Origin of the sequence: Amycolatopsis sp. NPDC051102 (assembly GCF_040682815.1) — a bacterium.
Lineage (GTDB): Bacteria > Actinomycetota > Actinomycetes > Mycobacteriales > Pseudonocardiaceae > Amycolatopsis.
On sequence record NZ_JBFBBT010000001.1, the window covers coordinates 438135 to 457511 of the forward strand.

The window sequence follows — 19377 nt, forward strand, 5'->3', positions numbered from 1 at the left end:
GCGCGTCGCTGTGCCGTCACGGCCTGGCCATCCGGTCGATCGCATCCATGTCGTGCTCGTGGGTCAGCAACGCATCGAGAAGACCGGGGAAGCGTTTCTCCACGTCTTCCTTGCGGACACGCACGGTGCGCGTCCGGCCGTCGACGACGGTGCGGGTCAGGCCGGCTTCGCGCAGCGTGCGGAAGTGGTGCGAGACAGTCGGCGGGGTCAACCCGAGGTTCGCGCACCACGTGCTCGCGCTGCAGTCGAACGGTTCCGTGCCCCGGTACATGACCGTCATGATCGTCCGGCGAGCCGGGTCGACCAGCGCACCGAGGATCGCCGTCAGGTCCAGTTCGTCGACCGACGGCTCCGGCAGCTTTCGCGACATCGAGACTCCTTCGCACGGAACGGGCAGCAGACTTTGACGCTCGTCGAAGTCTAGTCTACCGTTGCCGCCATGATTCGATCTCCATCGAAGTCTCTCTCCTCGTCCCGGCTGGTGGTGCTCGCCGTCGGCACGTTCGTGCTCGGGGTCGACAGCTTCGTGCTGGCGGGGCTGCTCCCGGCGGTCGCCCAGGACCTGCACGTCAGTCTCGCCCAAGCCGGACAGCTGACCACGACGTTCGCGCTCACCTACGCGATCGGCTCGCCGCTGATCGCGACCGCCACCGGCCGGTTCGACCGGCGCATCGTGCTCGGCGGCGGCATGGTGGTCTTCCTGCTCGGCATGGTCGGCCAGGCGCTCGGCCCGACATACGGGGTGGTCTTGGCCGGGAGGATCCTGGCGGCACTGGGAGCGGCCGGGTTCCAGGCGAACGCCTACGCGGTCGTCGCGTTCCTTTCGGCGCCGGAGCGGCGGGCGCGCTCGCTGGCGGTGGTCGGCGCCGGATCCAGCCTGGCCACGGTCATCGGGGTGCCGATCGGCGCGCTGGTCGGGCAGCACCTCGGCTGGCGCGCGGCGCTGTGGTTGATCACCGGCGGGGCGGTGGCGGCCGCGGCGCTCTGCCTGACGCTGCCCGGCGTCCGGCTGCCCGTCGCGTCCCTGCGCGAGCGGGTCCGCATCCTCGGCACGCCCAGTGTGCTCCTGCTGCTCCTGGGCACCGCACTCCAGCTCGTGCCGCTGTACGCCGTCATCAGCTACGTCGCCCCCATCATCGGCGCGCAAGGCCAGACGGCCACCTCGGCGGTCGTCGCGCTGGTCGGGTTCGGCGCCGCCTTCTTCGCCGGGAACCGCCTGGTGGGGCGGCTCGCCGATCGCTGGGGCGGGCTCCGGGTGATCACGGTCGGCCTGACGGTCAGCGCGCTGGCGCTCGTCGCGCTCTGGATCGTGCGGCTGGATCTCGTCCCGGCGATAGCCGCACTCGCCGTGCTCGGCCTGGTCGGTTCCTTCCAGGTGACGCCGCAGCAGACGCGGGTGTTCGCGGCCAGCGGCGCGGCGGCGACCGTGGCCCTCGGGCTGAACGGCTCGATGATCTACGTCGGCAGCGGGGGTGGGGCGGCGCTCGGCGGTGGGGTCATCACCTGGGCCGGAGTCGGCTTCGTGCCCCTCGTCGCCGCCGGCATGGCCCTCGTCGCGCTGGCGTTCCTGTGGGCCACCGCGCCGGAACGCAGGGAGGCTCGCGCTGACCTTCATCACGAAATCGAAAAGGAGACGATCTAGATGTCCTCGACTGGCACAGTCCGGTTCACCCACGAGGTGACGTCGGCCGGCCCCGCCCAGGGAATGACGTTCACCGGCCGGCGGCGAACCGCCGAGGGCAACGAGGACACCCCGTTGGTCATCGCGGTGCACGGCGGCGGGTACTCCTCGGCCTACTTCGACGTTCCCGGCTACTCACTGCTGGACCGGGCGGCGGCGTCGGGGGTACCGACCATCGCGATCGACCGGCCCGGGTACGGCGGCAGCAGCCCGGTACCGGCCGGCGGTTCGGTCTTCCTGGCGAACGCGGCGGCGCTGGCGCACCTGATCGGGGAGTTGTGGCGGGCGCACGGAGCCGACGCCGCGGGTGTCGTGCTCATCGGGCACTCCATCGGGGTGCCGATCTCGCTGGCGATCGCCGCACACGCGCCCCAGTGGCCGCTGCTCGGTGTCGCGGTGTCGGGCTGTTTGCTGCGCGAACCCGAGCACTTCGCCGCCATCTGGGCGTCGATCCCGGACTCGACGCTGCGGTCGCCGGACGAGGAGAAGGCGAAACGGATGTTCGGCCCGGACTGGACCCGGCGCGACGACATGCCGGAAGCCGCCTACTTCGCCAACGAGCCGGTGCTCAAGGCCGAACTGGTCGAGAGCTCCGGCGGCTGGCACAGCCTCTTCCACGACCTGGCGCCGAAGATTTCGGTACCGGTCCACCTGCGGGTGGGCGAGTTCGACAAGCTGTGGATCGTCGACGACGAGCAGATCGCCGAGTTCGCCGCCGCCCTGACCTCGTCCCCCTCGGTCGACGCGGCGTTGTTCCCTTCGGCCGGGCACGCGATCGACTACCACCGGGTCGGCGCCGCATTCCAGACCCAGCAGCTCGCCTTCGCCCTGCAAGTCGCATCGCAGCGGCAACCGGCACGCCGTTGACCGCGCGGCACGTGAGTGCGTCAATGCGCTTCGTGCTTCCTCGGATCGCGGCCGAGCCGTTCGGCGAGGAAGTCCAGGATCTCGTCCCTGGCGCGCAGCGTGGGGTGTCCGTGCTGATCGACGAGGTGGGCCGTGACGACGCTGTGGGGGCAGCCGACGACATCGCGGAAGAAGGGGGGTGGCGCGGGGTTGGCCGTCTCGCCCGGGATGACGCGTCCGTCGAACGCGTCGCCCAGGAGTGACCGGTAGGCGGCGAACCGTTGGCCGGTGCACCACCGGTCGTTGTCGAACCGGTAGGCGAGGACCTTCAGTCCGTCGCGGTCGATGCGCTCGCGCACCATGGCAGCGTCCTCGTCGCCGATCTCCAGCCCGGCGGGGTCGTCCAGCGGCAGCGAGGGATGGTTGACCACCGGCGCGATGACAGCCGGTTCGAGTGTCATGGTGAGCGCGAAGTTGCCGGTGAAGCACAGCCCGATCGCGCCCACGCCGGGGCCGCCGCACTCGGCCAGCGCCGTCCGGGCCAACCCGCGAAGCCAGACCGTGACCGGGCTTGTGCCGCCACCGGCGAAGGCGCGGAACTCGGCGCTGACGCAGGCACGGCGGACGACCTTCTCCCCGTCGGCGGCGGTGGGGAAGGCGCCGTCGACGCCGAACAGCGACGGCAGGTAGACGGTGAAGGCCGCGTCCCGGATCCAGCGCGCCAACCGGAGGACGTCCGGGCTGATGCCGGGCATCTCCGGCATCAGCACGACGGCCGGCCCGGACCCACCGACGTAGACGGTCTTGCTGACACCCCCGATGTCGATGGTCCGCTTCGAGAAGTCCGCCAGAGCGTCGTCCGGTTGCGGTTCAGTGATCGCCATAGCGGGCATCGTCGGGCCGCGGTGGCCGGTCCGGCCAGTGGCGAAATCGCCACGTGCCCGGGTAATCTCGCCACCATGGTGGCTCCGCTTCGGGTCGGTGTGCTCGCCTATCCGGGCTGCTTCGCGTCGGAAGTCTTCGGAGTCCCCGACCTCCTCACGATGGCCTCGCACCTCGCCGCGCCCAACGGGACCGGGGAGCCGCTGTACGACGTGTCGATCCTGTCGCCGCGCCGGCGCGTGGTCGCCTCCGGCGGCGCGGTGATCACGGTCGTGCCGGTGCGGCAGGTCGATGTCCTGGTCGTCCCCGGGTTCGAGCTGTACCCCGGGCTCGACCTGGACGCGACACTCACCTCGCTCAGGCCGGAGATCGAAACCATCAGATCCCATGCACAATCGGGAGCCGCGCTGGTTTCGATCTGCGTCGGCGCGTTCCTGCTGGCCGACGCCGGCCTGCTCGACGGGCGGGAATCGACGACCTCGTGGCTGTTCGCCGACCGGCTGGCAGACCGGTGCCCCGGCACCGACGTCAGAGCGGAGAAACTCGTGCTCACCGACCGTGGGGTGACCACGACAGGCGCGTTCAGCGCGATGTACGACTTCGCCCTAGGCCTCATCCGCGAGCACAACGGCAGCCGCGTCGCCCGCGCCACCGCGCGTCTCGCACTCGTCGACGACGCGCGACCCAGCCAGACGCCGTACGTCGACAGGGAACTGCTGCCGGCCACCGGCAGCCAGTTCTCCCAAGGCGTCAAACGCTGGCTGGACCAGAACATGGGCGAGCGCTACGACCTAGGGCTGCTCTCCGCAGCCTTCCACGTCAGCACGCGAACCCTCCTGCGGCGGTTCCGCGCCGAGACGGGCCAGACCCCGCTCGGACACCTCCAGGCGGAACGGGTCCGCAAGGCGAAACACCTGCTCGAAACCACCGACCGGACGATCACCGCCATCGCCGCCGACGTCGGCTACCGCGACCCGGGAACGTTCAGCGCGATCTTCACCCGCCTGGCCGGCCACCGCCCACGGGACTACCGCGCGACATTCGGAACACAGGCCGAACCGGCCTCCTGACGAAACCGCACCACGGCGTCCGCCTTTCGGCACGACAGGACCCCTCATCGATCGCTCTGCGGCGGGAGGGACAACAGAGCCTGGCATCGTGCGATCGACCGTGTGTCGTTGTAGTGCTGGAGGGTGACGAGGGCTTCTTCGATGGACGTACGATCGGAATCCGGGTTGCCGTGGGCGGCAGCCAACTCGGCGAGATCGAGCCGGCTCAACGCCTCGTAGCGAGTATCCCCGAGGTCACCGAAAGTCTTCAGTGCAGCCCGGAAGCAGCGTTCTGCCTTTGCCTGGTTCGCCTGCCGGGCGTGGCACTGTCCCAACGTTCGAAGGGAACGTGCGACCCACAGTTCGTCACCGAGCCTGCGGAACGTCGTGATGCAGGCGTCCAGGCAGCGGACAGCGTCATCGATGCGGTCCAATGCGGTATAGACGCCGCCGAGCGTACGTAGCCCGCGTGCTTCCCAGCGCACGTCGTGGAAGTTGCGCAGGATCGGCAGGCTCGCCTCGAGAGACTGAGTCGCAGCCGTCAACTCTCCCGCGTCCCAGTATGCGCCACCCATTCTGCGCAGTGTGCGTGCGTGCCATAGCTCGTCGTTGTCACGTACGAACATCGTGTCCGCCTGGGCGAGGAGGTCCAGGGCCTCGGTCAACCGTCCCTCGTCGCGCAGAACGCCGCCCATGCTGTGCAGCACCCGGGCCCTCCAGTGGTCTTCACGGCATTCGGTGAAGATCTGCAGAGACTCGGCGAAAAACCGTTGCGCGGACGCCCACTGCGCCTTGTCCCAGTGGAGGGTGCCCAAACCGTAGAGCGTGTGGGCGCGCAGAAGAGGTCGGTCGCCCGCTACCGGGAGGGCCATCTCGTGGGTGTGCTCCCACGCGGTCCAGTCAGAGGTGATTTCGAAGAGACCCTGGCATGCGATCACCAGCTCGACGGCCGTGGCGTCGCCCATGGTCTCCAACGCCTGGGTCGCGATGCTCAGCACGCTGCGGCGTTCCGCCGAGTACCACGTGACTGGTCGTTCGACGGCCGCGGCGACGACCGGCTGGTCCGGGCTGATCCACACCTGGGTCTGCACCACTATGTCCCGCCGGGCATCCGCGTGCGCCTCCGCGGTCCGGGTGAGATCCCGATAGCCTCTCAGCACCCGCTCGAATGCGGCGTCTCTGTCATGGGCGGCGTGGTTCTGAAGCGTGTCTCGGGAATAGTCACGAATGAGGTCGTGGAAACGGTACCTCGCCTGGCCGACCGCGTCGTCGCCGTCCACGTCCAGCAGTTGGGCGCGGACGAGGCTGTCGAGCGCGTCCTCCGCCTCGTCGGCGTGGACCTCCAGCAACGCAGCGGCCACCCAGACCGGGAAGTCCGCCGAACGCAGGCATCCGAGCAACGAGAACAACCTACGCTCGCGTTCCGGGCAGGACAGGTAACTGAGGGCGAGACTGGCCCGTACCTCCAGATCGCCGGCGACCAGTTCGTCGAGCCTGCGGTGTTCGTCACGCAGCCTGCCCTCGATCGCCTCCAACGTCCGGTGGGGCGCCTCAGCGATTTTCGCTCCCGCGATCCTGATCGCCAGCGGCAGGCAGCCGCACAACCGTACTATCCGCCCGGCGGCGGCCGAGTCCGCCGCCACGCGCTCGTCGCCCGCGATCCGTGCCAGGAGGTCCACCGCCCGTGCCTCGTCAAGCACGTCCAGGGGCAGACCGGTCGCACCCTCCAGACCTGTCATGCGCCGACGGCTGGTGACGACGACAGCGGCCGTGGGCGAGCCGGGGAGCAAGGGACGTACCTGGGCTTCGTTTTCCGCATTGTCAAGCACCACGAGAACGCGCAGGCCGTGCAACTTGCTGCGGTACAGTGTCGAACACTCTTCTACGGTGTCAGGGAGAGCCTCGCCCGGCACGCCCAGCGCACGTAGGAACTCCACCAGCACCGTCGCTGGATTCCGGCTCTCGGCCTCGGCGCCACGCAGGTTCACGTACAGGTGGCCATCCGGGAAGTGGTCCCGCAGCAAGTGGCCGGCATGGATCGCGAGCGCGGTCTTCCCCACGCCTCCCTTGCCGTTGATGGCAGACACCACCACCGCGGTGTGGCGCCGCGCAGTCAACAGGCGCGTCAGCCTGCCGAGCACCGCTTCCCGACCGGTGAAGTCCGCGATGTCCGGCGGCAACTGGTGCGGCATCGCCGACGCGACCGCCGGGTTGAGGTGAACTCCACCGTAAATCGCGGACGCCTGCACCACAGGTCCGAATACCGCACCCGCCATGCTGTTGCCAAGGACAGGCTCGTTCACGTGAAGGACCCTAGTCGAGGGTGACCCAGGGCACATCCTGCCAAGAGAGCGATCCAAGAACGATCCGCTCGAGCCTCGACGGGGCGCGATCGGCCTGAAGCCGCCACCGTGTGCTCGTTACGGACTCGGCCGACATCGGCGCCGAACATCTCCTCATCGGCATGTGCGGACGTTCGGGAACGGGTAGTCACGTCCGCAGGAACGTGTCCTGCAAGGTGAGGTTCGGCCGGGTTCGTACGACTGTCCGGCCGCTACATCCTCCTGCGTGGTACTCCACCAAGACGAGAGGCTCGCTGTTGTGGTCGTCCACCGTGAGACGGGTCGTTTGCTCGCGGTAGACGTCGACGATGGTCCTTGACGCCTGTTTCCACCGGAGGCGGACACTGCGCTCGACCACGTCCCAGGAGACGTGGAGTTCCTCGGTCGCGGAGACGGGTATCCGCACTTCCCGCACCCACTTCTCACCGGACGCCTCCTCGGCTTGCGGGGCGATACCGAACACGGAAAGCCAGACCTCGTCATCGGCGACTGCGAACTCCACGTGAGCAGGCTATCGACTTGCTCGGCGACTGCTCTCCGCGGCTACTTGACGCTGGGCGGCAGGATCGGGTCCGGCCGATGTGCAGGCGGGCCCGCCTGACGTCCTGAACTCTTGCCATGTTCGAGTACCACGGGTGGATAACGCTTCGCCCGACTGCTGAAGTGCTTGACGACGAACCTCCCCTCCGTCTCGGCGAGATCCAGGCTCTGGCTGAGGAGTTCGCTGACTACGCACTGATGGATCTTCGGCCGATGAATGGCACGTACCACCTCCATCTCGGTGGGAACCCGAATCACCGCGGGCAGCATGGTGAAGCGGTAGTCGATTTGTTCGCCAAGGTCGGGCAGCTCGCCCCGGGGTCATACGGGCTGCTGTACGTCCACGACGACGAAGACCCGCAGCACACGCTGGACTTCCGTGTCTTCCGGCTGTCCGCGGCACGGTCACCGAGCACGCAGACCACTTTCTGTCTCCGGTGATCCCCACGTTGGAAGATGAGGATGTGAGCTGACCCGACGACCACACGCCAGCGATCCAGCCCGGCGGCCACATCGCCGCAGCCGTCAACCTTTCCGGCATCGTAAGTTTATGGCAAATCCCGCAGATCCGCCTTCTGGCCACACTCACAACGGATACAAGTGCTCTAGCGTCCCTTGCCTTCAGTCCCGACGGCCATCTGCTGGCTGTAAGCGAGGCCACTCATTCGACACGCCTGTTCGATGTGGCCAACCCTCGCAGCCCGATAGAACTTTCGTCAGTTCCCAACGACGGAGCCTCGGCATTCAGGCCAGACGGCACCCTGCTAACAGGCCATCCGTCCCACGAAGGCGCCACCACGGGGACCTGGGACATCACCAGGCCATGCCAACCTCGCGAGGTGACCGGGCTTCCCGAGAAACCGGACGCACTCATTCTCGGCTCAGCGGGAACCCTGTTCATCAGGCAGGCTAGCAATCGCGGCTACCAAGTGTGGAACCTCGCCATCCAGCCCCCTTCGAGGGGCAACCGCGAACTTCCGCGCTCGCTCGGAGAGGTCAGCGCCGTTAGTGGGGATGGTCAAACCTTGATCACGAGAGATGGTTCCGGCGTATCAGATCGACGATATTATTTATGGGACGCGCGCGACATCTTCCATCCACGTCAACTCACTCAATTACCCGTAGCACCAGGCGGCAACCGTCCTCAATTTAGCGGCGACGGGAACCTTGTAGTGTTCAGCTCATTCAATACCGTGCAGCTCATCGACATCTCGGACAGGAATGTGTCCCGCGCGATAGCAACACTAACGACTCACGACTTTCCCAAGTCGGTAGTTCTTGGAGAAAACCGACACTGGCTTATATTGGTGGATATAAACAACAGGGTTAACCTCTGGGATATTGACGTCGAGACAGTTGTGCAGCGTGTGTCGCCAAACAGTCGCTGAAATGACTTGATCGCGCCAGGTAGAACTCTCCGCACTGAACCGCACGCTCATCGGCATGTGAGTGCGTATAAGGCGGGCCGCCCTCGGCCGCGGCTACCGGCGGTTGGCCGGTTTGTCGCATCGCTTCACTTGGGCCTCGCGCCACCGGCGAGGAACTCGATCGCCTTGCTCCTTTCAGAGCCGCGAGACCTGGTAGTGGGCGATCAGCCAGCGGTCGCCGGCGCGGCGGACGACGACGCTCAGGTGCACCGGGAGCGTCGGCCGGTCGGTGAAGGCGAACTCGACGCCGGCGTACCCGAGGACCACGTCTTGGGCCAGGCGGCGGGTTTCCACGATCCGGTAGTCCGCCGTCATGCCGCGTGGCTGGGCGTCGTAGTACGCCGCCACGCCGTCCCGGCCCACGCTGTACGGGTGGAGGCCCTGGAAGATCGCGTCTTCGGTGAAGAGCTCCGCGACGCGCTCGGGCTCGTGCGCGTCGACCGCGGCCTTCCAGGTGTCCAGCACGGTGCTGAGGATGTCGGTGCTCATGGGTCAGTGCCCCGCGCTCTGGCCGCCGTCGACGTGCAGGATCTCGCCGGTGACGAACGGCGCGCCCTCCAGGTAGACGACCGCGTCGACGATGTCGCCCGGGTCGCCGATCCGCCCGACCGGGTGCAGGGCCGCCAGGGCCTCGTGCGTCGAAGCCGGGTGCATCGGGGTGCGGATGATGCCCGGCGACACCGCGTTCACGCGGACGCCGCGCGTGGCGTACTCGACGGCCAGGGACTTCGTCACCGAGTTCAGGCCGCCCTTGGTCAGCGCCGCCAGCGCCGAGGGCACCGCGCTGTTCGCGTGGTCGGTCAGGCTGGTGGTGACGTTGACGACGTGCCCGCCGCCGACCTCGAGCATCGCGGCGATCGCCCGCTGGGTGACCTCGAAGAAGCCACGCAGGTTGACGCCGGTGACCAGGTCGAAGTCGGCGCCGGTGTAGTCGGTGAACGGCTTCGCGACGAAGACGCCGGCGTTGTTGATCAGGGTGTCGACGCGGCCGAACGTGGCCAGGGCCTGGTCGATCACGCGGGCGCCGACGGCTGGGTCGGCGATGTCGCCCGCGACAGCCAGGATCCCGGCGTCGCCCGACGGGGTGATGGACCGCGAGTTCGCGACCACGGCGTAGCCGAGCTTGCGGTACGCCTCGACCAGGGCCGCGCCGATGCCCTGCGAAGCGCCGGTGACGACCGCGACCTTCTGGGTGCTCATTTCTGTGGACCTCCTCGAAGTGGTGCTTCCGAAGCCGATGGTGGGCCGGACCCGGGCGCTTCGCCACGACCGGTTCGCTTCCACTTGGGAGGCGCAACCTCCCACCGCATTAAGCTGCCGCCATGGAGCTACGCCAGCTTCGGTACTTCGTGGCCGTCGCCACAGAGCTGAACTTCGGCCGGGCCGCCGAACGGCTGCGCATCGCCGGGCCGTCGCTGTCCCAGCAGATCAAGGCGCTGGAGCGGGACCTCGGCGTCCGCCTCTTCGACCGTGACCGCCGTTCGGTCACGCTGACCGAGTGCGGGGAATCGCTGCTGCCCCAGGTCCGGGCGCTGCTGGAGCAGGCGGACGAGCTGCGCCGGTCGGCCGCGGGGATCGCGGCACGCGAGCCGGTGCGGCTGGGCTACGTGAACTGGCGCCCGGCCGACCTGCTCGATCGGGTGGCGGGCGTCGCGCACCTGCACGTCGACACGTGGGTGCTGCCTTCGCACACCCAGTTGCGCCGGGTGGCCGACCGGAGCATCGACCTGGCGATCTGCTGGGCGCGGGCCGCCGACCTGGCCGAACTCGGGCTGGAGGCCCGCCTGATCGGTGCGGACCGGCTGTACGCGGTCGGCACCGGCACCGCCGAGGTCGCGGCCCGGGACGTCGTCGTGCTGGTCGACGCCGACACGGCCAGCTGGGCCTCGTGGAACGCCTACGCCGAGGAGTTCGCCCGGGCGACGGGCGCCGAGGTGGTGCACACCGAGGACGGGGGATCCACGGGCCCGGCGCTGTTCGACCACGCCCGCCGGCTGCGGCGGCCGGTGCTCAACAACCCGAAGGGCCAGACGACGCCGGTGCCGCCGGACCTCGGGCGGCGGCCGGTGGTCGACCCGGCGCCGTTCTGGACGTGGTCGCTGGTGTCCCGCCGCGACGAGACCCGCCCGCCGGTGCAGGCGACCATCGCGGCCCTCACCCGGGACGTGGGCTCCCTGGACCTCGCCACCGGCTGGCTCCCCGCCGACGACCCGTACGCCGCCGCGCGGGATCCTGCCGGATAAGAGCACCCGTCACGGCGAAGCGCGCTATCGGCGGCACGAGCGGATGTCCGCGCGGCATGAAGCTCGCCTATGTTTTCTACGGACGAATGTGCTTGGACGCTGCTGGTTCACTCGCCTGCTCGGCGGTTCTGGATGCGGGTAGTTGGCCGGTGGCTGGAGGCCGATGTTGGCATCGGAGCGAGAGTGAGCAGGCGTTGTGGCCTTACCAGACGCCGAAAAATGGGGTGAGCCGCACACGGTCGCGGGGGTAGCGTTTGCAGCCGTGATCAGCGATGCGGGCACGGGAGATGACCCGAGGGACGGTTGGTTCCCCGAGAGCGTGGCCGCGGGCTACGACGCCCCGGGGGGCGCGAACGCACCCGCGGTGGTCACGCCTGCGGTGGACGTCCTCGAAGACCTGGCCGACGGCCCGGTACTCGAGTTCGCCGTCGGGACTGGGCGGATCGCCGTGCCGCTGGCCGCTCGCGGCGTGGCGGTGAGTGGCATCGAACTGAGCCATGCGATGGCGGCGCGAATCGCGGGCAAGGCAGGCGGCGAGGCGGTCGAAGTCACGATAGGCGATATGACGACGACGCGGGTGACCGGTCGGTTCTCGCTGGTTTATCTGGTGTACAACACGATCAGTAACGTGGCCACCCAGGGTGGGCAGGTCGACGTCTTCCGCAACGCGGCAGCGCACCTGCGTCCGGGCGGATTGTTCCTCGTCGAGGTGGGTCTGCCGGACCTGCGTCGCCTACCGCCCGGGCAGGACACTGTCCCGTTCACGGTGGCGCCCGGCATCGGCGGCGGGGGCTATGTCGGGTTCGATCAGTACGACGTCGTCACGCAGCAGTTCACGTCGAACCACGTGACCGTGTCACCGGACGGAACGGGACGGTTCCGCCGTATTCCCTTTCGATATGCCTGGCCGGCCGAGATGGACCTCATGGCGCGCATCGCCGGGATGAGCTTGAAGTACCGCTGGGCGGATTGGGACCGTTCCGAGCTAACCGCTGAGAGCACCAAACACGTGTCGGTCTGGGAGACAGACCGGAGCACGTGATGGCATCCGACCCGCCACAACGGGCTCTCGGTAACTCGACCGTTCGTATCGGATTGGTCCCGGCCGCACGTTAACACTGTTTCGTGGCTGAACACACCCACGAGTACTCCAGCGCTGCGTGACTGGTCTGGTGCTGTCAAAAGGTCGGCTGGCTGCGACTGCGGGGACGGGCCGCGATTGCTCATCTGTGGTGACCGCGGTGAACGCCTTAACCTATGATCACGCTCGATCGGCGGGTCGTGGCGACATGTGCCGCGCATTGCGCCGGCTCTTACGTGACGGCCGAGTCCACCGTCGGTGGCCGTGTTCGACGCCACCGTTGCACCCGGCGGTGCCTGCTGCGCGCAGTCCCACTGCAGGCATTTGTCCGCAGTTGCCGCCGTGACCGGACTCCGAGCCAGGCGACGAGCCGGAGTCGGCGGTGATCGACTGCGACCGTGATCGTCCCGACGCCGCCTCGGTCGTCCGCTCATCGGCTACTTAAGACTGGGCGGCAGGACCAGGGTCCGGCCAGACCCTGGTCCAGGTGCTCGGTGAGTCGCTCCCTCACGTCGGCTGCCCGCCGGTGTCATTGGTGTGGCTCTCTCATGGCATGCGTCTCGCCGGGCACCGCGCGAGGAGTGGCTGGAAAGGGGTCTGCTCGGCTCGAAGTAGCGGTGCCCTCCTGGCTGACATCGTCGCGTTGAGGCAAGGGAGAACCGCATGCCGGTGATCATCGGGATGGACCCGCATAAACGCTCGGCGGCAATCGAGGTGATCGACGAACTCGGCGAAATACTCACGACGGGAAGGTTCGGCACAGACCAAGTCGGCTATGCCGAAATGCTGGCGGCCTGGGCGCAGGTTCACCGACCGGGTATGGGCGGTGGAAGGCTGCAACGGCGTCGGCCGGCATATCGCCCACCGGCTGGTCCACGAGGGCGAGACCGTGCTGGATGTGCCGGCGAAACTGTCTGCGCAGGTGCGGGTGTTCGCCACCGGCAACGGCCGCAAGACTGATCCCGTGGACGCGCACTCCGTCGCGCTGGCTGCGCTGCGCGCCCCGGACTTGACCCGCGTCCAGGCCGACCCTGAGCTGGTCGTGATGACCATGCTCGTCGACCGTCGTGATGAGCCCGGTCGCGCGCGAACGCAGACGGTTAACCGCCTTCATCGCCTGCTGCTGGAGCTGTTTCCTGGTGGAGCGAAGAAGTTTCTGTCCGCGGCGCAAGCACGTGCGCTTGTGGCGACGATCGAGCCGCGGGACATCGTGGGCAAGACCCGACGCCGGCTGGCGGTCGAGCTCATCGCGGAGCTGGAAACCATCGACAAGAAGATCAAGGCTGCGGACAGAGATCTCCGCGAGCTGGTGATCGCCCGCGGCAGCACGCTGCTCGACTTGCACGGCATCGGGCCGTCTGGTGCCGCGCGGCTGCTGGCCGATGTCGGTGACATCCACCGGTTCGGCAACCGGGATCGATTCGCGTCGTGGAACGGCACCGCGCCGTTGGACGCGTCGTCGGGTGAACAGCAACGGCATCGCTTGTCCCGAGCAGGCAATCGCCGAATCAACCGGACACTGCACATCATGGGAATCGTCCAGCTCCGTAATCCCACCGCTGGCCGAGTCTATTTCGATGGGAAGAGGGCGGCCGGCAAGACCTCGATGGAGGCGATGCGTTCGCTCAAGCGGCGCTTATCGAACGTCGTCTACGTCCGCATGCTCACTGATCAGAAACGCCGTGAGGCGGCAGGTTCGGGAGGGCACTCGGGGACGACTCTGCGATCCAGCGTGGCCGGCCTGACCCCGGACACCGGCCCTTCGGACAAGCCACAACCCGAACCTGCCACTAGCCAGCCTACCCCCGCCAGAGCTACCCCTTGACATAAAGGGGAGCCATGAGCGGACGTCGACGGCGTTCGTGTCGACCGCCGGTCAGTGCCGGGCAGGTAGCCGCGCGTGATGATGGGCGCCGACCCCCTGGATGTCCCGGCCGCTCTCTGGACCAAGCGCGTGGTTGATCCGGCCGCTACACGATCCTCCTGGCGCGACTTCGCCCGGGAGTTCCGATCGATCGGCGCGTCCGCGGCTCGGAACACGAACGCCTCAGCTGGGCTCCTCGTACCTGATGTGGTACCTGGAGGCGATGGGATTGATCTTCACCGGATCCAGCTCGCCACCGGTGAGTATCGACGGACCGGCCTCGAAAAGATCTTCCAAGTAGCACTCCCAGCCACCGGGCGAGGAGACCTGCAGAACTCGCGGCGGCGGGTCGGACGCGGGGTGCAGCGCGTGCGGCACTCCGTGCGGCAACAACACGAACGTACCCTCCGGCGCGGTGAACGCGCGGTCGTCGAACTCGACGCCGAGGTCGCCGGTCAGGACGTAGATGCCCTCGTCCGCGATGTCGTGCGTGTGCCGGGGGATGGCACGAGCCACCGTCGTCTCCAGCAGGGAAAACCGGCCCTCGGTGTCCGCGGTCATCGCCTTCACCGCGAATGCCGGTGGCAACGGGACTCGACCGGGCCGTGCGGCGCCCGGTTCGAGCAGGAGGAAACGGTCGTCGGTCATGGGTGTCCTTCGCTCGAGGGGAACCGGATTCGTTCCGGTCCTGGTTGGTCGTCAGCCGTTGACCTCGCCTGCCACCGCGAGCTGGTGCTGTTTGTGCTCCTGTTCGTGGCGCAGATCGGTGGTGTGCTGCCGGACCAGCACGTCCTGCACGGCCCGCTCGACCCCGACGCAGGTCTTGACCCAATCGACCTTCTCCTTGCACCGCACGTCCTGGGTGGCGACGGTGATCTCGTGCGGAGAAGGGCGGCCGGCGGCGAACGCGGGGTCGTTGATCGCGGCGTCCGGCCCGGCGTAGTGGAAACCCGCTGCCGTCATGCACCGCGACCACGCCTCGCCCGCCGCGGTCACCGGTGGTGCGGTCCGGGTGATCTCGTGGCTGCGGCCGCTCAGTGCGAAGCTCACCGGTTCCTGGCCGGGCTTCGCGTCGGTCGCGAGTGTCCGGTCCGCCTCGCCCGCGCACCCCCCGGTAGGCACGTCGTGCCCACCGGCCTTGCCGGCGTGCACGCCGGTGATCACCGAAACGACGTCCGGCGGCGGCTGATCAGCGGGGGTGCCGGCGCCGTGTGCGGCGAAGACCGCCGGGTCACGGTAGCCGTAGGCCGAAGCCTCGCCCGCGTCGACGAGGCCGTACCGCCGCGGCTTGGCCGCGTCCCGCACGGGATCGACCGCGGGGAAGGTGAACGCGAGTCCGTGGTCGGCAAGACAGTGCTCGATCAAGGTGTTGCGCGCCTTGACGACCTCCAGCTCTTCGATCGGTGTCAGCAGCGACCGGTCCAGCGGAAGGTCGAGGCCCTGCACCGCCGACGGGTCGGCGGGCACTTTCCCCAGCGCGGCGTCGAGATCGGCCGTGTCCGAGCCGGAGGGGACAACGGGTGCCGTCGAGCAGCCGGCGAGCGCGGCCATCGTCACGGCTGCGATGACGAACCCGGCCGCTCGGCGGGGCAAACGGTCGGATGTGACCACGGCTGGACCTCCGATGGGCGGTCGGGGTCGCGCCGCGTCGACGCGGCCCCGACCTGTCCGGCTAGAACTGGTCGCGGTTGGCGCAGTCGGAGTAGGCGCCGAAGCTCGCCGGCCACTTGAAGCTCGCGTTGTTGTTCTTCATGGTCGCGTTGAAGTTGCCCGAGGCGTAGGCGCCGAACGTCTGCGACGCGAAGCTGCCGTTGCAACCGCTGTTGTAGTAGACCGTTGCGTAGTAGGCCCAGTTGTTGACGGCCGAGGCGGCGTTGTTCTTCACCTGGACGCCGCGGCCGTTGCTGCCGCCCTCGTTGAACGTCTCGTTGTCGAGGTTGCCGTCGGAATCCACGTAGTCGGCGCGGGCGCCGGCGTAATTGCTGTTGAAGTAGAAGCAGAAGTAGCCGGCATCGCATCCGTGGATCACCGTTGCCGGCTGCGCGGGAGCTGCCTCGGCGCCTGGGGCCGCGGCGGCCATCAGGGTGGTGGCCGCGGCCACACCGATCGCCATTTTCCGGACTTTCGACATCATGTGCCTTCTCCTCAGTGTGTTTGTGCTGTGTCGGGTCGAACCGCTCGAGAGGGATCGAGCAGGTGGCGGTGCAGGAAGGACAACTCGGCCTCGACGGCCTGCTCATGACCGTCCAGGAAGGGTTCGTAGTGGCCGCCGGGCATCCGGACGAGTTCGCCGCGGGGTGCGCGGCGGGCCGCGCGAACGCCTGGTCCGGCGAACACCGACTGATCCTGGTCGCAGACGAGGACCAGCAGCGGGCACCGTACGCGGGCAGTGTCGCGGCCTGGCCGATAGAAGCCGAACCAAAGCGGTGTCCGGGCGGCGATCGCCTGCTGCCACTCCGGGTATCGGTTACCCGGATTGAGTGCCCGGTTGCCGTCGAGGCCGTCCGGCGTGGTCAGGAACGCGGCGGTGCCCGGCTCCCCGGCGAGCGGCACGAGCAGGGGCTGCCTGCCGAGCAGGCTGCCCGCGGCGTCGAGGAGACCTCGGCCGATGAAACGGAGCATCGGGAGTGGTTTCCGGTGACGCATCGTCTTGGGCGCGGCCACTCGGCCGTCGGCCAGCGGCGTCTGCGCGATCGCCGCGGCCAGCCGGGGGTTGCGCGCCGCGACGCGGAAGGCGTGGCCGCCGGAGAGGGAGAAGCCCCAGATCGCCAGCTTCGCGGGGTCGACGTTCGGCAAGGTGGGCGCGAAGTCGATCGCCGCCTGCCAGTCGGCTAGTTGCTCCTTGACGCGGATGACCTGGCGCGGCCGGCCCCCGCTTTCCCCGAGGTGCCGGTAGTCGAGGGCGAGGACGGTGAAGCCCGCCTCGTGGAATCGCGTGGCGAACGGGTCGGTGCCCGGTTCCTTGGTCACCCCGCCGCCCGCCGTCATGATCACGCAGGCGCCGTTGGTTCCCGGATAGTGCCAGGCGACGCACTCGGCGTCATCGCTGACGAAGCGGACCTTTTCACGACCTTCGGACACGCGCACAACGGCCTCCCGGTTGATGCGACTCGGTGGTGGCAAAGTCTTTTCGCGGAACCGTCCGCGACGGACCGTTTCCGGTGTCACCCGGCCGCTTCGAAGTCGGCGACGTGGTCGGTGGCCCATTCGGCGAAGGTGCGCGGTGGGCGGCCCAGCAGCTTCTCGAGTTCCGGCGTCGGCGGGAACTGCGGACGTGTTCGGTGCGCGGCGTAGCGAGTCATCATCGCGGCGACGAACGGCTCCGGCAGCCCGCCGGCCACCATGCCGCGCGCGGCGGGTTCGGCCGGAACTTCGTGGAACCGAAGCGGTCTCCGGAGTGCGACGCCGATTTGCCGGACCATCTCCCTATGGGACAGCGACTCCGGGCCGGTGAGGTCGATGCGCCGGCCGAGCAGTTCGTCGCGGGTGAGGGACTCCGCCAGTGCCGCGGCGAGGTCGCGTTCGTCCAGGGGCGACTCCTCGAAGCCGGCGTACACGTAGCGGACGTCGTTGCCCGCGCGGATTTGGCCGCCCCACGCGGTCAGCGCGTTGCCCGCGAATGAGCTGGGCCGCAGGCTGACCCAGTCGAGACCGCTGGTCGCGACCGCGTCGTCGGCCTCTTTGTTGCGGTCGCCGCGCAAGCGCGACGGCTGTGCGTCGAGCGGGTCGTCCACATTGGCCGCGGCGAGCGCCACGACCCGGCAGACGCCGAGGTCCCGAGCCAGCGCGACGACGTCATGGGCGGCGTCGCCGACGGCGCGTGAGTGGAGGAACAACGCGTCCGCGCCGCGCAACGCGTCCACGAGGGTGCCCGGCCGTTGCGGGTCGCCCTCGACGACCTCGACTCCGGCGGGCAGCCCCGCAGTTCGCGGCGAGCGCGTGACGACGCGAACCTCATGGCTTCCGACGAGTTCGGCGGCCAGGAGGCGTCCGATGAGTCCGGTGGCCCCGGTGAGCACGATCATGGCAAGCCCCTCCCCCGAGCGGGCGGGCCCGTTCAGGGGCACCCGCGTATATGAAACTCATATGATATGAGAAGCGTATCATATGAAGGGAGTGCCAGGCGCGTCGATGCCGGCTGTTGGGCACGCCACCGGCAGTGCGCAGTTCGATCGGGCTGATGGGCGAGGCGCTCAGGCGACAGCCCTCGAACAAGCCGCCGTCAGGTAACCCCGCGATCGCAGTTCGACCCACTTGTCCAACGTGTCGATGACGTTCGGGCCGTGTCGCAGCGTGAGCAGGCACCGGTCGACGCCGGCCTGCGCGAACGCACCCAGCATCCTGACCTCGGGGATCGCGCTGAACAGCGTGACCGGAACGGTTGCCCGTCCCAGATCAGCAGCCAACTTTCACCGCGCTTCGGCCACGAGCACAATGGATCGAACGCGACGTACCTGCCGCGATAGCTCGCCTCGTCCGTCGGCCAGATCTCCCGCATCGCACCAACCCGCTCCGCGAGCACTGCCATCCGTTGACGCGCATCCGTGCCGTGATCGGCCAGTTCCTCACGATTCCACCCGGACCCACACCGAACTCGAAACGCCCGGCCGGCATCCGGTCCATACCGGCCACTTCCTTCGCCGTCACGATCCGGTCCCGGTCGGGCACCAGGCACACCGCGGTGCCGAGCTTCAGGGTGGTGGTTATCGCCGCGAGCGCGACGAATGGATCGTACGTTTCGGCATAGTCCCGGGTCGGGATGTCGTCAGCACGGCGGCTCGCCTCCGGAACATGCGTGTGCTCGGCGTAGAACAGCGATTCGAACCGGGCGTTCCTCGGTGGCCCGGCCGAGTTCGGCGAGGGCCGGTCCGTCGCAGCCGCCGATCACCGCGATCCCGATATCCATGCCGGGCAGGCTATCGGCGTCCTGTGGAGTCTGCCACGCATTTGCCCTGCAGGTGACCTTCGCGGCGCCACCGGTCCCCACCCGGCCGGCACCGTGTCGCTGCACCTGCTGCAGGCCGGACGCGTGGGTGCCCGGCCGGGCCCGGGAGCTGATGGTGGACCTGTGGTAGCCCGCCCACAACGTCGACCGCTGTCCGATCGCGCCGTAGCTGCCGGCTTCGCACTCGTGAGAAGGCCTCCGGCACCATTATCGGACTTACCAAACTCAGTGGCCCGGGCCGACGCCGTCTGCTTGGCCGCGTGGCGCGCGGTTTCGCGCGCCCAGCGCCGTCTACGCCGCCCGCTACCGGCACCTGGCCAGTCGTGCCGACACAAGCTCACCCTGCCCCAGGCGCAAGCTGCGCTCGCCGCAGGCACCCTGCATGCCGTGGTCACCACGGGCTGCCGGTGGGATCCTCAGACCGCAACACACGGCGCCCGGACCACGACACCATCGGCCGTCGCCGCCTGAGCGAGG

The 19377-nt window shown here is 68.5% G+C and carries 21 protein-coding genes; 8 read left to right on the plus strand and 13 right to left on the minus strand.

All coding sequences use genetic code 11. The features are described from left to right. Window positions 1–16: 16 nt before the first annotated feature. Window positions 17–370 carry a helix-turn-helix transcriptional regulator gene (locus AB0M93_RS01950; protein ID WP_364267214.1) on the minus strand — a complete coding sequence of 118 codons (354 nt, stop codon included), beginning with the start codon at window positions 368–370 and terminating at the stop codon, window positions 17–19. Window positions 371–439: 69 nt separating this feature from the next. Between AB0M93_RS01950 and AB0M93_RS01955 the strand changes: the two genes are divergently transcribed. Next, window positions 440–1642 carry an MFS transporter gene (locus AB0M93_RS01955; RefSeq protein ID WP_364267217.1) on the plus strand — a complete coding sequence of 401 codons (1203 nt, stop codon included), beginning with the start codon at window positions 440–442 and terminating at the stop codon, window positions 1640–1642. Then, on the plus strand, window positions 1643–2548 hold the full coding sequence (locus AB0M93_RS01960; RefSeq protein WP_364267220.1) for an alpha/beta hydrolase: 906 nt from the start codon (window positions 1643–1645) through the stop codon (window positions 2546–2548). It begins immediately after the preceding gene. A gap of 20 nt (window positions 2549–2568) precedes the next feature. On the opposite strand, the gene AB0M93_RS01965 is transcribed toward AB0M93_RS01960, so the two are convergent. After that, window positions 2569–3411, minus strand: coding sequence for a dienelactone hydrolase family protein (locus AB0M93_RS01965; protein ID WP_364267223.1), 843 nt, complete (start codon window positions 3409–3411; stop codon window positions 2569–2571). 75 nt (window positions 3412–3486) lie between these two features. Here AB0M93_RS01965 and AB0M93_RS01970 point away from each other — a divergent pair, with 75 nt between their 5' ends. Next, entirely contained in the window at window positions 3487–4479 is a 993-nt protein-coding gene (locus AB0M93_RS01970) for a helix-turn-helix domain-containing protein (protein ID WP_364267226.1), read from the plus strand. Window positions 4480–4523: 44 nt separating this feature from the next. Here the strand turns inward: AB0M93_RS01970 and AB0M93_RS01975 are convergent, their stop codons facing one another. Beyond that, the gene (locus tag AB0M93_RS01975) at window positions 4524–6761 is read right to left on the minus strand and encodes a tetratricopeptide repeat protein (RefSeq protein ID WP_364267229.1); all 2238 of its coding nucleotides are present in this window, start codon (window positions 6759–6761) and stop codon (window positions 4524–4526) included. A gap of 187 nt (window positions 6762–6948) precedes the next feature. After that, complete coding sequence (locus tag AB0M93_RS01980; protein ID WP_364267232.1) at window positions 6949–7302, minus strand: hypothetical protein; 354 nt, start codon at window positions 7300–7302, stop codon at window positions 6949–6951. Between the two features lie 116 nt (window positions 7303–7418). Here AB0M93_RS01980 and AB0M93_RS01985 point away from each other — a divergent pair, with 116 nt between their 5' ends. Beyond that, window positions 7419–7781 (plus strand): Imm7 family immunity protein, encoded by a 363-nt coding sequence (locus tag AB0M93_RS01985; RefSeq protein ID WP_364267235.1) that lies wholly within the window; start codon window positions 7419–7421, stop codon window positions 7779–7781. Window positions 7782–8179: 398 nt separating this feature from the next. Then, entirely contained in the window at window positions 8180–8728 is a 549-nt protein-coding gene (locus AB0M93_RS01990; RefSeq protein ID WP_364267238.1) for a hypothetical protein, read from the plus strand. A gap of 174 nt (window positions 8729–8902) precedes the next feature. On the opposite strand, the gene AB0M93_RS01995 is transcribed toward AB0M93_RS01990, so the two are convergent. Together AB0M93_RS01995 and AB0M93_RS02000 are read right to left on the minus strand one after the other, a co-directional pair. After that, window positions 8903–9256, minus strand: coding sequence for an SgcJ/EcaC family oxidoreductase (locus tag AB0M93_RS01995; protein ID WP_364267241.1), 354 nt, complete (start codon window positions 9254–9256; stop codon window positions 8903–8905). A 3-nt stretch (window positions 9257–9259) separates the two neighbouring features. After that, window positions 9260–9967, minus strand: coding sequence for an SDR family oxidoreductase (locus tag AB0M93_RS02000; protein WP_364267244.1), 708 nt, complete (start codon window positions 9965–9967; stop codon window positions 9260–9262). 122 nt (window positions 9968–10089) lie between these two features. Here AB0M93_RS02000 and AB0M93_RS02005 point away from each other — a divergent pair, with 122 nt between their 5' ends. From AB0M93_RS02005 to AB0M93_RS02015, 3 genes are all read left to right on the plus strand, one after another. Continuing rightward, window positions 10090–11010, plus strand: a complete 921-nt coding sequence (locus AB0M93_RS02005) for a LysR family transcriptional regulator (protein ID WP_364267247.1) — start codon at window positions 10090–10092, stop codon at window positions 11008–11010. A 262-nt stretch (window positions 11011–11272) separates the two neighbouring features. Then, on the plus strand, window positions 11273–12052 hold the full coding sequence (locus AB0M93_RS02010; protein ID WP_364267250.1) for a class I SAM-dependent methyltransferase: 780 nt from the start codon (window positions 11273–11275) through the stop codon (window positions 12050–12052). Between the two features lie 865 nt (window positions 12053–12917). Continuing rightward, on the plus strand, window positions 12918–13916 hold the full coding sequence (locus tag AB0M93_RS02015) for an IS110 family transposase (protein ID WP_364267253.1): 999 nt from the start codon (window positions 12918–12920) through the stop codon (window positions 13914–13916). A gap of 222 nt (window positions 13917–14138) precedes the next feature. On the opposite strand, the gene AB0M93_RS02020 is transcribed toward AB0M93_RS02015, so the two are convergent. From AB0M93_RS02020 to AB0M93_RS02050, 7 genes are all read right to left on the minus strand, one after another. Beyond that, window positions 14139–14603: a cupin domain-containing protein gene (locus AB0M93_RS02020; RefSeq protein ID WP_364267256.1), complete on the minus strand. Its 465-nt coding sequence runs from the start codon at window positions 14601–14603 to the stop codon at window positions 14139–14141. Window positions 14604–14654: 51 nt separating this feature from the next. Further along, on the minus strand, window positions 14655–15566 hold the full coding sequence (locus tag AB0M93_RS02025; RefSeq protein WP_364267259.1) for a hypothetical protein: 912 nt from the start codon (window positions 15564–15566) through the stop codon (window positions 14655–14657). 61 nt (window positions 15567–15627) lie between these two features. After that, complete coding sequence (locus AB0M93_RS02030; RefSeq protein WP_364267262.1) at window positions 15628–16068, minus strand: peptidase inhibitor family I36 protein; 441 nt, start codon at window positions 16066–16068, stop codon at window positions 15628–15630. A 32-nt stretch (window positions 16069–16100) separates the two neighbouring features. Continuing rightward, window positions 16101–17036, minus strand: coding sequence for an alpha/beta hydrolase (locus tag AB0M93_RS02035; protein ID WP_364267265.1), 936 nt, complete (start codon window positions 17034–17036; stop codon window positions 16101–16103). A gap of 83 nt (window positions 17037–17119) precedes the next feature. Beyond that, window positions 17120–17980: an NAD(P)H-binding protein gene (locus AB0M93_RS02040; protein ID WP_364267268.1), complete on the minus strand. Its 861-nt coding sequence runs from the start codon at window positions 17978–17980 to the stop codon at window positions 17120–17122. A 168-nt stretch (window positions 17981–18148) separates the two neighbouring features. Then, window positions 18149–18361, minus strand: coding sequence for a hypothetical protein (locus AB0M93_RS02045; RefSeq protein ID WP_364267271.1), 213 nt, complete (start codon window positions 18359–18361; stop codon window positions 18149–18151). Beyond that, a complete protein-coding gene (locus tag AB0M93_RS02050; protein ID WP_364268899.1) occupies window positions 18351–18770 on the minus strand; it encodes an LLM class flavin-dependent oxidoreductase in 420 nt (139 codons plus the stop codon). Before AB0M93_RS02050 ends, AB0M93_RS02045 begins: the two co-directional genes overlap by 11 nt. Window positions 18771–19377 lie beyond the last annotated feature (607 nt).

Coding starts and splice junctions, on each gene's coding strand:
- AB0M93_RS01950 (WP_364267214.1), bottom strand. CDS start 370: ATGTCGCGAAAGCTGCCGGAGCCGTCGGTCGACGAACTGGACCTGACG.
- AB0M93_RS01955 (WP_364267217.1), top strand. CDS start 440: ATGATTCGATCTCCATCGAAGTCTCTCTCCTCGTCCCGGCTGGTGGTG.
- AB0M93_RS01960 (WP_364267220.1), top strand. CDS start 1,643: ATGTCCTCGACTGGCACAGTCCGGTTCACCCACGAGGTGACGTCGGCC.
- AB0M93_RS01965 (WP_364267223.1), bottom strand. CDS start 3,411: ATGGCGATCACTGAACCGCAACCGGACGACGCTCTGGCGGACTTCTCG.
- AB0M93_RS01970 (WP_364267226.1), top strand. CDS start 3,487: ATGGTGGCTCCGCTTCGGGTCGGTGTGCTCGCCTATCCGGGCTGCTTC.
- AB0M93_RS01985 (WP_364267235.1), top strand. CDS start 7,419: ATGTTCGAGTACCACGGGTGGATAACGCTTCGCCCGACTGCTGAAGTG.
- AB0M93_RS01995 (WP_364267241.1), bottom strand. CDS start 9,256: ATGAGCACCGACATCCTCAGCACCGTGCTGGACACCTGGAAGGCCGCG.
- AB0M93_RS02000 (WP_364267244.1), bottom strand. CDS start 9,967: ATGAGCACCCAGAAGGTCGCGGTCGTCACCGGCGCTTCGCAGGGCATC.
- AB0M93_RS02005 (WP_364267247.1), top strand. CDS start 10,090: ATGGAGCTACGCCAGCTTCGGTACTTCGTGGCCGTCGCCACAGAGCTG.
- AB0M93_RS02020 (WP_364267256.1), bottom strand. CDS start 14,603: ATGACCGACGACCGTTTCCTCCTGCTCGAACCGGGCGCCGCACGGCCC.
- AB0M93_RS02030 (WP_364267262.1), bottom strand. CDS start 16,068: ATGGCGATCGGTGTGGCCGCGGCCACCACCCTGATGGCCGCCGCGGCC.
- AB0M93_RS02040 (WP_364267268.1), bottom strand. CDS start 17,980: ATGATCGTGCTCACCGGGGCCACCGGACTCATCGGACGCCTCCTGGCC.